This window comes from Prevotella sp. oral taxon 313 (assembly GCF_003043935.1).
Classification (GTDB): domain Bacteria; phylum Bacteroidota; class Bacteroidia; order Bacteroidales; family Bacteroidaceae; genus Prevotella; species Prevotella jejuni.
The window spans coordinates 2,071,411-2,086,448 of sequence record NZ_PYXE01000001.1 but is presented as its reverse complement, the minus strand read 5'-3'; the positions used below and the strand labels follow the sequence as shown (position 1 = coordinate 2,086,448).

The following is a 15,038-nucleotide window of genomic DNA, read 5'->3' as shown; positions in this document are numbered from 1 at the left end:
TTATAAGCTCTCAGAATTGGTCTGTTGAGCAGTCGCAGCCGGTGCTGCCACCCGCATATTGACCGTCATAGCTTCAATCATTCGGGCATAGATACTATTGAGTTGCTCAATTTGTTGAGCCATCTTACGGGTCTGCTCATTAATTTGGTCGATTGTACCAATCTGTTGGCTCGCACCCTTTAGTTGCATCTCATAAACCTTTGCAATACCCGTAAGCGTACGATTAAGGTTCTCCATCTCTTCGCTATCACGTGTCAGACGCTGGCTCTGGTCGTTCACCTTGCCTAACATCTCCGTCAGACTCTGCAGTGCAGAGACGTAGTTCGTCTGTGCCTCAACCATCTCAGGCGTCTGTTGTTGTGCGTCTGCGATAGCCTTACTCTGCTGGCCAACAACGGCAGCAGCGATGTCGCTGGCAGAAGGCATTGCCTGTTGAACACTCTGTGCAAGGTTCTCTGTGGCACTGTATTGTACCTGTTTTGCAGCAGTAGGGCGTTCCACAGTACTCTCCTTATCCTCAAGATACTCCTCGGTGACGTGTGTTGGGAGGTCACGACCATCGTCTGTCTTATCGAAAGGACGGTCGAAAGCAGATAGGAAGAACACGATAACCTCAGTACCCATGCCGAAGTAGAGCATAATATTAGCTCCTGGGAGGTGAGTAAGTTTGAATAAAGCTCCGAGAATAACCACCGAAGCACCCCAGCTATAGCCATAGTTGAGGAATGTTTGTCCTGGAACGCTATCCATCCACTTCTGTAGATGGTAAACAAAGTTGTATTTGCTGTACTGTGTCATTTATCTTCTCTTTTTCTTACTGCTTTTCTTATTCTCTTTAGCGGCCTCACTTGATGAGCTTGCAAGGCTACGAACACAACGGAAACCGATGTAGCTTCGAGGTTGGTTCTGGTATTCCCAAGTACGCCAAGCACTACGGATATAGCTCTCTGGGTCTTTCCAACTACCACCACGAACACTCTTCTTCTTCAGGCGATAAGGGTCTTCTTTGGCTGCTTTATAGTCCAACTGCGGGTTGAGATCATTCATCGCATCGACACCAGCCTCTGTATAGATAGTACTTGTCCACTCGGCAACGTTGCCTGCCATATCATATAGTCCATTAGAGTTTGCACCATAGATACCCACCTTACTCGTAATCAGGTTGCCATCTTTCGTGTAGTTTCCACGGTCTGGCTTAAAGTTAGCATAGAAGCAACCATTACCGTTCTTCACGTTTTGATTGTCCCAAGGGAATTCGTCTTGGTTCTTTCCTCGAGCCGCATACTCCCATTCAGCCTCTGTTGGAAGGCGATAACGCTGTACGTACCGAGCCTCTTTACCGAGTCCTTTAAGCAGGTATTCTGTTCGCCAAGCACAGAAGGCATTGGCCTGCTCCCACGTTACGCCGACAACAGGATAGTTGTTATAAGTAGGGTTACTAAAGTAGTTTCGGAGATAGATCTCATTGTCTGAGTTGCGGAAATCGTTCACCCAGCAAGTTGTATCAGGGTAGATATTGACAATATAGGTGTTGAGGAAATCCCAAGGACCCGTCAATGGGCGATTGATAGTCTCGTTATGAATAGTGCCATTCTCGTCGATATATGCCGTATCCTTTGATATCATCACCACCTCATTAGGGTCGACAGTGATGTCAGTATTCAAGTTACGCTCTTGTGGATTTAGGCGGTTACGACGCAAGGCAGCCGATGTGTAGTCGTATATCTCATAACGATAATTCAGTTGACGTGCGTCGATACTCTTCTCGCCAGTGACAGGGTTCGTCACATAAAGGCTCTCGAACGCACGCTGCTCATCCTCGTTTGGCTTACGTGGGAGACGTTTGTTCCAGTCAAGATGAGGTGTGACAGGGTCGCCATTCTTATCTTCTGTAATCATATAAGTCTCATCACCACCGTATGCGGGGTCGGCTAAGCGTGTACGAATAATTGAGTCACGAACCCACTCAACGAACTGTTTATACTCGGAGTTGGTCACCTCTGTCTCGTCCATCCAGAACCCATCAACAGAGATATCCTTAACAGGAGTCTTCTTACCCCATAGGGAGTCCTGCTTTTCCAAACCCATTCTCAACCAGCCACGCTTGACAAGTGTCATGCCGTAAGGGGCCGGTTCGCGGAAGGGACGCCCTCCACCAACGCCAGTAACCTCACCGCCACGACCAGACGAAGCGGTTGACTTACCAGCGAAACAGCCTGTCAATGTTCCCAAGACGAGTGCACCAAGGCAAATGGCAACTATACTTTTCTTCATTTTCATTATATCTTTCTATAGAAATCTTACGCTTTTATGTTTGTTCCTCCCTTTCTTCTGCAGGTTGATATCAGTTTGATAGCTGACGAATAGTCCATGACTACCATTCTTGAAAGCTGCTGTCCCTGTGTACATCTCATAGCTATAGCCCAGGTTGATGCCATGGAACGTACCGCCAATCATGGCTGTTACTGAGTTTGTTGGACTATAAGATACACCTCCATATAGCACTTTCTTCTCATGTGTGTAGACCAGTCGAGCCGTGATGTCAGCCCGATAGTTCACACCATCATACCGTGCCAAGACCGAAGTCGGTATTGTTAGAAACGGATTTCGTAGTTTAATATTGTATCCACCCGTTAAATAATATGTTCGATTTATCTGTAGTTCATTGGTCTCACCGAGTTCTACTAAGGGCGCATTGAGGTGCTGTACGGATGCACCAACATACCAATTCTTACGCATATAATAAACTCCAGCTCCCAAGTCAAGGCTGTGTCCGCTTACTTCTCCCTGTGTTAAAGCTGGGTCGCTTGCCTCTTCTGGGTCTAACTTAGAGCCATCTAATTTCTCAAAGAGCATCCCTACCTGAACACCAGCAGCCAACATTCCCCCAAAAAGATCCTTGCGGAAGGCGTATTGTCCTGCCACTCGCTGATGCACAAAGGCTCCTAACTTATCGTTAAGTATCGAGAGTCCCACTCCATGATATTGTTTCATGAAATAGACAGGCATGTCAGCTCCTACGTAGAAAGTGTTTGGGTTGTGTTCATAACCAGCGAAGTCGAGTGCGTATGCACCCACAACATTCAGCTTATTATCCTTTCCTACAGTCGCAGGGTTGAACGATGGCTCCATCGCCCAGTAGTGACTATAAGACGGATCATACTGTGCCTTGACAGAGATTACTGTCAGGCAGACAAGTGAAAATATGAATATGAAACGTTTAAACACGCTTTTATAACGCATCACAGGTTGGTTTATTGCCTTCTAAGCTATAAATATTAAGGCTGATTGATATAGATGTAAACCTATCTCTTTGCTGTGGAAGAATAAACATACGTGTGTTTTTCTATCTTCTTAATTGTATGAAGGAGTACATAGAGAACTGTTGTTTGTAATTATATTTCATAGGTTCAGTTTGTTTCAACGCCCTTTTTGCTTCAAGAAGAGGCCTAACTATGTTCAAGAACATGCTCTTCTTGCATGTTGAAGACGCCCTTCTTCGTCCTTACTAAGCCTCTTCTAAAATAGAGTTTACAACTATTTGATAACAAGAAGGTTATAAAGCGGATAATAGCGGGAATGGGTCAATAAATAACTAAGTATAATAGTGGTTGTTTTGTAATGATATTTCTTATCGCAATAGTGTAAGTCTTCTCTTTAATAGCGCATGTGTTTGAGGCGAATAAAGGCCAATTACACCTTCTATATATACGCCACAGGGTGCATATACATCTTAGTTGGAGGAGTAATTTCGGCCTTTGTAGGTCATAACCTACAACAAAAAAGAGCTTGTACCAGTGTGATACAAACTCTTTCCTATTGTTTAATATTCGTCTTCATTCCACAAGAAATCGTCCTTTGAAGGGTAGTCAGGCCATATATCTTCGATACTATCGTAGACATCTCCTTCATCTTCAATCTCTTGAAGATTCTCAAGAACCTCAAGTGGTGCACCTGATCGCATTGCATAGTCAATCAGTTCATCTTTTGTTGCAGGCCATGGAGCATCTTCCAGCTTAGAGGCCAATTCCAGTGTCCAATACATATTCTTATTCTTTTACATATTTCTTAGTGCGTGCAAAAGTAACATTTATTTTCTTATCTGCAAGTATTTTCCCATGTTTTTTCGCCTGTTCTACTATTATTGTTCAAATATCGTGACAAAATGAAGAGGTAGTCTGATAATCTGTTGACAAACTCTAAGATTTCTGCTGGATATGTTGTCATCTGGGAAAGAGTGACAATCCGACGCTCTGCACGGCGACAGATTGTGCGGCAAACATGGCTTTGTGCTGCCGAGAGGGTCCCTCCTGGTAGTATAAAGTGATGATGTGTAGGGAGTTGTGAAGCCATTAGGTCTATGTCGCCTTCTATCTTCTTAATCATTTCCTTTGTAGTAACAATCGTCTTGACCTTGCATTCGATATAGGCGAGTTCCGTCCCAATCACGAATAATTCAGCCTGTATCTCTTCTAATCGTTCCGTGAGTTTGTTATCATGGACAGGACTTTCTTTGGGCGTGTCTGACTGTAGCATAGCGATGAGTAACCCAATGTTTGCGTTGAGTTCGTCTAATGTTCCGTATGCTTCTATGCGCATATCGTCTTTCGGCAATCTACTGCCGTCGCACAAGGAAGTCTTGCCATTATCGCCAGTCTTTGTGTATATCTTCATGACAGTATTACATTTATAACGTTTCAGTGTGTAGGTTTAGAAATTGACAACGTATGATTGCTTCACCATATCTCTATTAAGAAAAATCAATCCACAGTAATATAGGTCGAAGCTGATACCTGTGCGTGGGTCTGCAACGAGTTCTTGCCAATAGGCTGCCGCCTCCTTATCTCGCTTGATGTTCTCTATAATGAGGATAGATGACGAGGGAAGGTGTTCTAACGACTTATCGATAATTGAGCGATAGTTCTCTATGAGGGGTACTCTCAGCATACTACCTTCCCCAACGTTGGCAAACAACTGCGAATAATCAGCTTCTGACATCTCACCAGTTAGCTTCTTATACTGAGCCTTTTGGCAGCCAGCATCTACGTAAATCTTATAGCATGAGGATGTAGAGTGACAATCGATAAAGGTATGAGGTTGTTGATAATTCGCCAAGCGGAAGTATAGTTTGCATAGCTTACGAGTCTTTTTGTCAATGCCATACACCTGCTTTTCAAGTTGTTCATACTTATAGTAAGGATAAGGCTCATTCACCACATATCGTATAAAACGGTATGCCCAAGGCGACTGTACACCAAACCCTTTGGAACGGTGTGCACGTCTTAGCCAGACGATAGAACGCTTAATATAATATAGCATGATGAATAATTATAGGCAGCAAAGTTAACATTTTTTCCTCTATTACAGAAGGGTTTGAAATAAAAACGTAGTTTCTTCGTTATCAGAAACGCTTTTATTCGGTCCTTACAAATCGTCTCTGTTTTCTGTTTTGATGGCGTTTTGTAAAGCATCTGTTCATGATGAGTATGTGAGGGGAGGAAAAGAAATGAGGCAGTCGGAATCACTCCGACCACCTCATAATGGTATTAGTAATGAAAACGGTAGTTTTGTTGTGGCTTAGAAATCAATATCGAGTCCGACACCGAGCACCTTATTCGTACGGGTGAAGATGTCAGTATTTTTTGTTGCAAGTGTCTTTGGTTGTACGCTTATTGTACCGTCAGGCTGTGTCACCTGTTCTCTACCAATCGTAATAGCATCTTCGTAATTCTTTGTAAACTTAGAATAGTTTGTAAAGAAGTAAGCTACGTTGAGGTGAGCATTCTTGGCAACCTTTATCTTAGCACCAACACCGAAGCTGTAGCTACTTGTCACGAAGCTAAGGTCGGTCAAATACTTACCGTCACCAAGTCCGTAGAGTGTGCGTTGGCCGCCTGCGCTGACTGTTACAGATGGATTGATGTCCCATTCAACACCAGCAAGGAACTCCTGTGTGTTGTGCTTAAGGAAACGCTGTTTGTTGTTGTCCATGCGGGCATCCTTGTCGAAATAGTGGTTATAACCTGCCATCACGCGAAGGTTCTTCAGTACTTCATACTGTGCACCAAGTGCCAGAATACCAGGAATATCGTTTGGTGTGTTCACACCATTCTCATATTTTTTAGTGTCATCACGCTTTGTGTTGTTCTCAATATTGAACTTTGTCGTAAACTCATAGCGTGCAGCAAAGTTCCACTTACCTGTGCGGTAGTCAATACCAAGGATAGGAGTGATACCCCATCCACGTTGAGAAACCTCTACATAGCGGTCTTTCACGAGTTCCTTACTACTGTTTAACTTATCAGCACCAGCACTGACCAACTTTGCACCAGCACTTGCCTGCTGTGCGCCAGCTGCATATTGGTTGGCAGCTGCTTGCAGTTGAGCTTTTGCTGTAGGGTCGGTAGCAGCGTTAGCCTGTGCCTGATAGGCATCAGCTTGGGTCTTTGCAGCCACAGCCTGAGCCTGTAGCGCAGCAGCCTTCTCGGTTAGCAGTTTTGCTTTTGAACCAAAATATTCGTAGAGATTTTGACTGTTTCCGTTCACGTCAGCCGAGATGTTGGTAATATTACCTTCGTATTTATTGTAGATATAATTAAATCTTGCACCACCAAAGACTGAGAGGTTCTCATTAATCTTATATGCAACACCTAACTGTAAACCGAAGTTATACTGATGGCCACTCATGTAGCTCTGCATACTATAGGATGTTGCAGGTGTCTCCTGCTGTCCGAGAAGTGCCGAGAAAGTAGGGAGCTGCTGGTTGATAAGTGCTGGTAGAATAGCTATCTGGCGTTCGAAAGTTGGTAGACCGTCATTGAAAGTAGCCTTACCACCACCACCAGTCAAGCCAAAACCAGCTTGGAAGCTCCACTTGTCTTTGTTATATGCTACCTGAAAAGATGGGAGAATAGGTACAGAAGCCTTGCCCTCATAAAACTTACTGCCATCAGTTTTGTCACCACCGTTGAGCGTGAAAGGATACTCGTAAGGGGTGTTAGCAAAAGCAGGTACGCTGAAAGCCGATGTTATCTGACGTGTCTGATATACGTTCTGGAAATTGAGAGAGAGGTGAAAACCTTGGTCGAGGAAGGCTACACCAGCAGGATTAAAATAGACACCATCGATACCAATTGCACCGACACGTGCAAAGTTACGGTTGAAAGCGATGTTCTGATTGGTGTTTGTGAGCAATCCTCCGGCTTGTGTTGATGTTGCCATTGCAAGCAATAGAGCGGCAAGAGCTGTCTTCTGATACTTCATCTTTTGAATTGTAAGTGTATATAAAACTTATATAATTTGGTTGCAAAGTTATGAATATTGTTCTAAATATCCAAATAAAAGCCTACTTTTTCTCATTATTAGTTAAAATGTGCAGTAGGATAAGAGGATGTAGTAAGTTGTTGTAGACGGATATTCCTTATATTATAGTGTGTCTCAAATGAGGGGTGGGTAGGTGGATAAGATAGTATTGGTTTAGGCGTAATAGGGCTGCTGAGCGTAATAAGGATGTTGGAATTAGGTGGTATGGTTGCTTTCTAATGAAGGATAGTGGTCTTGTTGGTAGGGTAGGGTAGGGAGTTTAGGCATTGACAAGGCAAGAGCGTATGTAGAGCATTATTGTTGCATGTTATTTGTACGAGGCTAAAAAGCGGACATGTAGGGAGAAGAAAACGAAAGGGAATAATAGTAAGGAGTTTTGTAAATGACAAAAGGGTAAGACAGTAGGAGGGTAAGGAAGAAACCCCAACCTTCATTACTGTTCTACCCTTTTTTCTTTTTCCTTCTCAGTTCCTTATACTTTCAGCTGTGGATACTGAATACGTGTGTGATACATAGCCTTCAAGCGTTCGATGAGTACAGACTTTGCAGCTGTGATGTCGCGGAAAGTGATAGGGCAATCCGTAAACTTACCATCGGCAACTTGTCCATCTATAAGCTGATTAACCAAGTTGCTGATGCTCTCTTCGGTATATTCTTGTAGTGAACGAGAGGCAGCCTCGACAGTGTCGCTCATCATGAGGATAGCTTGCTCACGTGTGAAAGGGTTTGGACCAGGATAACGGAATTGGTCTTCATTGACCTCCTCGTCTGGGTGTTCGTTCTTATAATGTATATAGAAATATTTTGCCAGACCTGTACCATGATGTGTCGTGATAAACTCCTTAATCTCACGTGGGAGGTTATATTTCTCGGCAAGTTTAAGTCCTTCCGTCACATGACTGATGATGATACGTGCACTCTCAAGGTCGTTTAGTTTATCATGTGGGTTGATACCAGCTTGATTTTCAGTGAAGAAGGCTGGATTAAGCATCTTGCCGATATCATGATAAAGAGCTCCCGTACGCACTAATTGACTCTTAGCGCCAATTCTACTTGCTATTTCAGTAGCGAGATTACCAACAGTGATAGAGTGTTGGAAAGTTCCTGGTGCCACCTCACTCAGTCTGCGTAAGAGTTCGTTATTTGTGTTTGACAACTCAAACATCGTTACTGTAGACACGAAACCGAAGGCTTTCTCGATGACCAACATCAGTGGATAGGTGAAGAGAAGGAAGAAACCATTCACAGCAAAGTGATAGTACATCGTGTGGTCGAGCTTTGACAAGTCGTCGGCCTGTATGAGTTGGAGGGCAAGATAGACAGCTGCCGACCCGATGGTCACGAGGAGTGCGGTAAGGAATATCTGAATTCTCTTTGATAGTTCGCGTAGGGAATAAATCGCAATGAGTCCTGCAACGATTTGTACGATAATAAACTCATACTGGTATTTGACGGCTACAGCACAGATAAGGACCATTGTGATATGTCCGATGAAAGCCGTTCGCGAGTCCATGAAGACACGGAAAAAAATAGGTGCCATGCTGAACGGCAGGATGTAAACACTCAGTATGTTATGTTCCATCATCAGAGATGTGAGGATAGGATAGATGACTATCATCACATAAAGGAGTGATATGGAACGTGGCTTATTAAAGTAATCTTTTCTGAAGAGTGCCAAGTAGAGTGTGAAAAGGCAAATGAAGATTAAGACATAGATGGTCTGTCCGATGAAGGTAGATGTTATCTCGTCTTCAGTAGCCTTACGTTTCTCCATTGCTTGCTCAAAGGAGTTAAGCACACGATAGGTCTTTGCATCGACAATGTCACCACGGTCGATGATGCGTTGACCCTCCAGCACCATGCCTGAAGCCTGCGGAATAAGACTTAGCATGTCGTTCATCTCCGTTTCACTACGGTCTTTGTCATAGACAAGGTTTGCTTCGATGTAGTCGTTCAGATTACATTGCTGAAGTACGGAACGCTTCGGACCTAACAACGGGTCCATGAAAAGTTGTTCGTAAGCACCCAGTGTTGAGTAGGTCTTATTGATAGGTACGCTGACAGCCTGCTTACCTGTAACGACACGGATAAGGTTGTTACTGTCCTTGGCAAGTGTGGAGTATTGTTGTGGGTCAATGATTCCTGCCTCGTAAATCTCATGTAGACGGTGTGCAATAGCATCGACGTAGGCTTCTGATAAGCCAGGGATACCATTCTTATAAGCCTCACGGAACTGTTCAATCTTCTTTTGCTCGACAGTCTTATTGATGTTATAATAAGGTTGAAAATGTTTAGTAATGGAGTCTTTCTCAACTTTTAACGCTGCTTCAGTCTTAAAGATAGGAAAGTCGAACTTAGCAATCAACTGCCCATACATCCATGGTTTTCCCTCGTCATAATGGAAAAGTTTACCTTGCGTACGTGGTAAGAAAAGCACTATCAAAACGACGGCAACGATGACCAATGCCATTCTTGAGACCATATTGCGCCAGTAGGGACTGCTGATGTTTTTAAATCTTATCATCTTATTCTATTGTTATTATCTTGTTACATAAATGTTTGAATAACTTGACGTTTATCCTCTTACAACTTGCGAAAATACTAAAAATATAGCGTATAGTCAAAAAAAAACATTAATTTTGCAGGAAAAATAATATTTAAGACAATGGCAGAAAGAAATGTGAGAGTACGCTTTGCCCCAAGTCCTACGGGTCCTTTGCATATTGGTGGTGTGCGTACTGCTTTGTATAATTACCTTTTCGCTCGTCAACATGGCGGCAAATTAATCTTCCGTATAGAGGACACAGACTCTAATCGTTTCGTTCCTGGAGCAGAAGAGTATATCCTTGATTCTTTCGAATGGTTGGGGATTAAGTTTGACGAGGGTGTTAGCTTCGGTGGCGAACATGGTCCTTATCGTCAGAGCGAACGTCGTGATATTTATAGAAAGTACGTCAATCAGCTCTTAGACGCTGGTAAAGCATACATTGCTTTCGATACGCCAGAGGAGTTGGATGCGAAGCGTAAGGAGATTGAGAATTTCCAATATGATGCGCACACACGTCTGCAGATGCGTAACTCTTTGACGATGTCTAAGGAGGAAGTTGAGAGTCTGATAGAGGATGGGCAGCAGTATGTTGTTCGTTTTAAGGTTGAGCCAGGCGAGGAAGTTCATATCAATGATATGATTCGTGGTGATGTCTGTATCAAGAGCGATATCCTTGATGATAAAGTCTTGTTCAAGAGCGTAGACGAATTACCAACTTATCACCTTGCAAACATCGTTGATGACCACTTGATGGAAATCTCTCACGTTATTCGTGGTGAGGAATGGTTACCAAGTGCACCGTTACATGTATTGCTTTATCGTGCTTTTGGTTGGGAAGATAGCATGCCACGTTTTGCCCATCTGCCTTTGTTGTTGAAGCCAGAGGGTAAGGGTAAGCTTAGTAAGCGTGATGGTGACCGCCTTGGTTTCCCTGTGTTCCCATTGGAGTGGCACGACCCTAAGACTGGTGAGATTAGTTCAGGCTATCGTGAGAGTGGTTATTTCCCAGAGGCAGTAGTTAATTTCTTGGCCTTGTTGGGCTGGAATCCGGGTACAGAACAGGAACTCTTCTCGCTTGAGGAACTCGTAAAAGCATTCGATATTACGAAGTGTTCAAAGAGTGGAGCTAAGTTTGACTATCAGAAGGGTATGTGGTTTAACCACGAATACATTCTCCGTAAGTCAGATGATGAGATAGCACAACTCTTCGCACCAATCGTTGCTAACAACGGTGTTGAGGCTACTATGGAGCAGGTGACACAGGTTGTACACATGATGAAAGACCGTGTTAGCTTCGTTAAGGAACTTTGGGAGCTTTGCTCTTTCTTCTTCATTGCACCAACAAGCTATGACGAGAAGACCGTTAAGAAACGTTGGAAGGAATATTCTGCACAGCAGATGAGCGAACTTGCTGAGGTGTTGGATGGAATAGAAGATTTCAGTATTGAGGGTCAGGAACCTGTCGTAATGAAATGGGTAGAGGACAAAGGCTATAAGCTTGGAGATATTATGAATGCCTTCCGTCTCACCCTCGTAGGTATTGGTAAGGGTCCTGGAATGTTCGATATATCTGCCTTTCTTGGCAAAGAGGAGACCTTGAAGCGTATGCGCAAGGCCATTGAGGTGTTGGGATAAGCCTTCTGAAAGGCTAAATTAATTGATCCGAGTATGTATAATATAATAATGTATGCCATGCAGCTTGGCATCGCTGTCGGTAGTCTTTTCAATGAAAAGCTACGTAAGATGTGGCGAGGTGAGCAGGAGGCAGTGAAGGTCTTACGTGAGAAAGTGGAGCCAGACGCTCTATATGTTTGGTTCCATGCAGCCTCATTGGGCGAGTTCGAACAAGGACGACCATTGATAGAGCAAATACGGAAAGACTATCCGCAATACAAGATATTGCTTACTTTCTTTTCTCCTTCGGGTTACGAGGTAAGGAAAAATTATGAAGGAGCAGACATTATTACCTATCTACCAATAGATACGGTGGGCAATGCACGTAAGTTTCTACGTACAGTACGGCCTGTTATGGCTTTCTTCATTAAGTATGAGTTCTGGTATAATTACTTGCATGTCCTGCAGTATCGTGGTGTTCCTGTCTATAGTGTGTCAAGCATTTTCCGTCCAGATCAGATCTTCTTTAAGTGGTATGGCAGTGGTTACGGTCGTGTCTTAAGATGTTTCAGTCGCTTCTTTGTACAGAATGAGGAGAGTAAGGAACTCTTGAATAAGATGGGAATCTCTGACGCTGTTGTTGTGGGTGATACTCGCTTCGACCGTGTTTTGCAAATTAAGGAGGCAAGCAAGAAACTGCCATTGGTGGAGAATTTCGTCAATCGGGATGCTGCTGATAGTAGAAAAGTCTTCGTTGCAGGATCGTCATGGCAGCCTGATGAAGAAATCTTCCTTAAGTACTTTAATAAGCATAAAGACTGGAAACTCATCATAGCACCGCATGTTATAGGGGAAGACCATCTCAAGACCATCCTCTCACTGATTGAGGACAAGAAGGTAATACGCTACACGCAGGCAACTGAAGAGACTGTTGCTGATGCAGATGTGTTGATTATTGATTGTTTTGGATTGCTGTCATCCATCTATCATTATGGCGATGTAGCCTACGTAGGAGGTGGTTTTGGAGTAGGAATCCACAATGTTCTTGAGGCTGCAGTATGGGATATGCCAGTTCTTTTCGGTCCAAACAATAAGCATTTTGCAGAGGCACAAGGACTCTTACGGGTTGGTGGAGGCTTTGAGATCTTCGATCTTGAGAGTTTCAGTCTGTTGATGAATCAGTTTGCTGAAGATGAAGAATACCGCAATACTTGTGGGGCTTTAGCGGGAGATTATGTCGAGAGTCTGGCTGGTGCAACAAATAAAGTTCTAAGCAACGTAAAGTTATGAAATATCAGATAACATGTGATAACTGTGGTACACAGTTTATCGTTGAGGCTGAAGAAGGACAGACCATCGAGTGTACTTGTCCTCATTGTCATGGTATCATGGAGGTGACTCTGCCATTGGTAAGTGCTGGTCAACAATATGATCAGTCTGTTGGTATGACGCCGCAACCCCAGCAGTTACAGGCAGAAACAGCTAAGAAGGGTAATAATGCAATCCTTTGGGGTGTTGTGATTGGACTTCTCTTACTGGCGGGAGGTGTAGGGGCTTATTATGCTATGGGTTCATCTTCGCCAGAGACCACGGTGAGTGATTCTATTCCTAACGATACGATTCCATACGAAACACCGGTCCAAGTAGAGGAGACTCCATCTGTTGATACGGTTGTTGCAGCACCTGAAGTGCCGAAAGAAAAGGAAGAAGAACAGGTTGAAGAGAATCAGGAAGAGGAAGAGGATACCTTATCTTCACATGCACATGATGAATAGCTTCAACAGTATATATAACGAATAAAATAGAAAAAGATAAATGGGAAAAATTATTTTGACTGGTGACCGCCCTACAGGTAAACTTCACTTGGGTCACTATGTAGGCTCTCTCCGCCGTCGTGTGGAACTTCAGAACCTCGGAGACTACGATAAGATGTTTGTCTTTATGGCAGACGTACAGGCGTTGACAGATAATGCTGACAACCCAGAGAAGATCCGACAGAATATTATTGAGGTAGCTTTAGATTATCTCTCTGCTGGCTTGAGCCCAGAGAAATGTACACTCTATATACAGAGTCAGATTCCTGAAATAGCCGAACTGACCACTTTCTTGATGAATCTTGTCAGCGTAAGCCGTGTTCAACGTAACCCAACGGTGAAGACAGAGATTAAGATGCGCAACTTTGAAGCCAATATCCCAATGGGTTTCTTTGCTTATCCTGTGTCTCAGGCAGCTGACATTGCAGCCTTCAAGGCTACGACTGTGCCAGCAGGTGAGGACCAAGAGCCGATGTTGGAGTTGACTCGTGAACTTGTGCGTCGCTTCAATCAGATCTATGCACCAGTACTTGTTGAGCCTGCGATTATGTTGCCAGAGAACGCAACGGCACGTCGTTTGCCTGGTACAGATGGTAAGGAGAAGATGAGTAAGAGTCTTGGTAACTGCATTTACCTCTCTGATGATGCTGATACCGTATGGAAGAAGGTGAAGACAATGTACACTGACCCAACTCACTTGAATGTGTCTGATCCAGGTCATGTTGAGGGAAATACTGTGTTTACATACCTTGATACTTTCTCTACCGATGAAGACTTCGCTGAATTCTGGCCAGAGTTCCAGAACCTTGATGAGCTGAAAGCTGCTTATACAGCTGGTGGTATCGGTGATATGAAGTGTAAGAAGTTGCTCAATAGTGTCTTGAACAAGATGTTGGATCCAATCCGTGCGCGCCGTCATGAGTACGAACAGGATATTCCAGAGATTTATAACATCCTCAAGAAGGGTTCATTGGAAGCACGAGAAACCGCTGCCCAGACAATGGATGAGGTACGTGCAGCTATGCAGATTAACTATTTCGAGGATACCGATTTGATTCAGAGTCAGGCTGAGCGATTCAGACAGAAGTAAGTCTTTAGCTCTGCTTTAAAGTCATATAGCAGTCTTATTCCATCTTTCTATAGAAGGAATAAGACTGTTTTTTGTGTCTATTAGTCTTGCAGTTAGTACTTTTGATTAAGTTTTCTTACCTGTTCTAACGTACGTGCGAACGCCCCGCACGTATGGTGCGGACGCCTAACACCATTGGTACGGAGGCTTAGCACGCTACAAGAAGTCCTAATTCTTCGAACGATTTATTGGTCGGGAAGAACCATATTACTAAAGGTTAATCATTTTCTTAAGCCTTAGTTATTATTTATATTGAGTGGAGGAAGGTAGATGAAGAATCCCTTTTTGTCTGATAGTCAGTAGAGTTTACACTCGTCTTGATTAAAATTAATGATTATTTAGAAAATATTTATTAGTATAATTTGTGGCAAATAAAAAAAGTCCCTACTTTTGTCTCAACCAACTTAAACAATATAATATCGGTGAATAGCGTCTTCAGCGGTGAGGAGAAAAGTCTTTCTTCCGTATTGACCTATTAATAATCGTGAACATAAATAAGATTTCATATAATAATTTTATATTCTTTCGTGTGGTTGAGGCATGTCTCTCTTTGCCAACTGCTTTGCGGAGGAAACTAAACAATCTTTATCTATTAAAAAGTTAGATGCGT

General features: G+C 43.3%; 12 protein-coding genes. 4 read left to right on the top strand and 8 right to left on the bottom strand.

Annotation, left to right across the window (positions count from 1 at the left end; genetic code table 11):
• The 8 genes from gldL to AXF23_RS08240 all read right to left on the bottom strand — a co-directional run bounded on the left by gldL (window position 1) and on the right by AXF23_RS08240 (window position 9,847).
• The gene (gene gldL / locus AXF23_RS08275; RefSeq protein ID WP_107624955.1) at window positions 1–798 is read right to left on the bottom strand and encodes a type IX secretion system motor protein PorL/GldL; all 798 of its coding nucleotides are present in this window, start codon (window positions 796–798) and stop codon (window positions 1–3) included.
• On the bottom strand, window positions 799–2,280 hold the full coding sequence (locus AXF23_RS08270; protein WP_107624954.1) for a T9SS ring complex lipoprotein PorK/GldK: 1,482 nt from the start codon (window positions 2,278–2,280) through the stop codon (window positions 799–801). It lies immediately after the preceding gene.
• A gap of 9 nt (window positions 2,281–2,289) precedes the next feature.
• Window positions 2,290–3,243, bottom strand: a complete 954-nt coding sequence (locus AXF23_RS08265; RefSeq protein ID WP_199222172.1) for a PorP/SprF family type IX secretion system membrane protein — start codon at window positions 3,241–3,243, stop codon at window positions 2,290–2,292.
• A 580-nt stretch (window positions 3,244–3,823) separates the two neighbouring features.
• Entirely contained in the window at window positions 3,824–4,045 is a 222-nt protein-coding gene (locus tag AXF23_RS08260) for a DUF2795 domain-containing protein (protein WP_004337463.1), read from the bottom strand.
• Between the two features lie 53 nt (window positions 4,046–4,098).
• Window positions 4,099–4,674: a cob(I)yrinic acid a,c-diamide adenosyltransferase gene (locus tag AXF23_RS08255; RefSeq protein ID WP_107624953.1), complete on the bottom strand. Its 576-nt coding sequence runs from the start codon at window positions 4,672–4,674 to the stop codon at window positions 4,099–4,101.
• 36 nt (window positions 4,675–4,710) lie between these two features.
• Window positions 4,711–5,319 carry a hypothetical protein gene (locus tag AXF23_RS08250; RefSeq protein ID WP_107624952.1) on the bottom strand — a complete coding sequence of 203 codons (609 nt, stop codon included), beginning with the start codon at window positions 5,317–5,319 and terminating at the stop codon, window positions 4,711–4,713.
• Between the two features lie 258 nt (window positions 5,320–5,577).
• On the bottom strand, window positions 5,578–7,263 hold the full coding sequence (locus tag AXF23_RS08245) for a hypothetical protein (protein WP_107624951.1): 1,686 nt from the start codon (window positions 7,261–7,263) through the stop codon (window positions 5,578–5,580).
• Between the two features lie 532 nt (window positions 7,264–7,795).
• Window positions 7,796–9,847 carry an HD family phosphohydrolase gene (locus AXF23_RS08240; RefSeq protein ID WP_107624950.1) on the bottom strand — a complete coding sequence of 684 codons (2,052 nt, stop codon included), beginning with the start codon at window positions 9,845–9,847 and terminating at the stop codon, window positions 7,796–7,798.
• Between the two features lie 141 nt (window positions 9,848–9,988).
• Here AXF23_RS08240 and gltX point away from each other — a divergent pair, with 141 nt between their 5' ends.
• The 4 genes from gltX to trpS are packed head-to-tail and all read left to right on the top strand — an operon-like array spanning window position 9,989 to window position 14,389.
• Window positions 9,989–11,506: a glutamate--tRNA ligase gene (gene gltX, locus AXF23_RS08235; RefSeq protein ID WP_107624949.1), complete on the top strand. Its 1,518-nt coding sequence runs from the start codon at window positions 9,989–9,991 to the stop codon at window positions 11,504–11,506.
• A gap of 33 nt (window positions 11,507–11,539) precedes the next feature.
• Window positions 11,540–12,775, top strand: a complete 1,236-nt coding sequence (locus tag AXF23_RS08230; RefSeq protein WP_107624948.1) for a 3-deoxy-D-manno-octulosonic acid transferase — start codon at window positions 11,540–11,542, stop codon at window positions 12,773–12,775.
• Window positions 12,772–13,260, top strand: a complete 489-nt coding sequence (locus AXF23_RS08225) for a hypothetical protein (RefSeq protein ID WP_089366541.1) — start codon at window positions 12,772–12,774, stop codon at window positions 13,258–13,260. The genes AXF23_RS08230 and AXF23_RS08225 overlap by 4 nt, the downstream gene beginning before the upstream one ends.
• A gap of 40 nt (window positions 13,261–13,300) precedes the next feature.
• Complete coding sequence (trpS, locus tag AXF23_RS08220; RefSeq protein WP_107624947.1) at window positions 13,301–14,389, top strand: tryptophan--tRNA ligase; 1,089 nt, start codon at window positions 13,301–13,303, stop codon at window positions 14,387–14,389.
• Window positions 14,390–15,038: the final 649 nt, after the last annotated feature.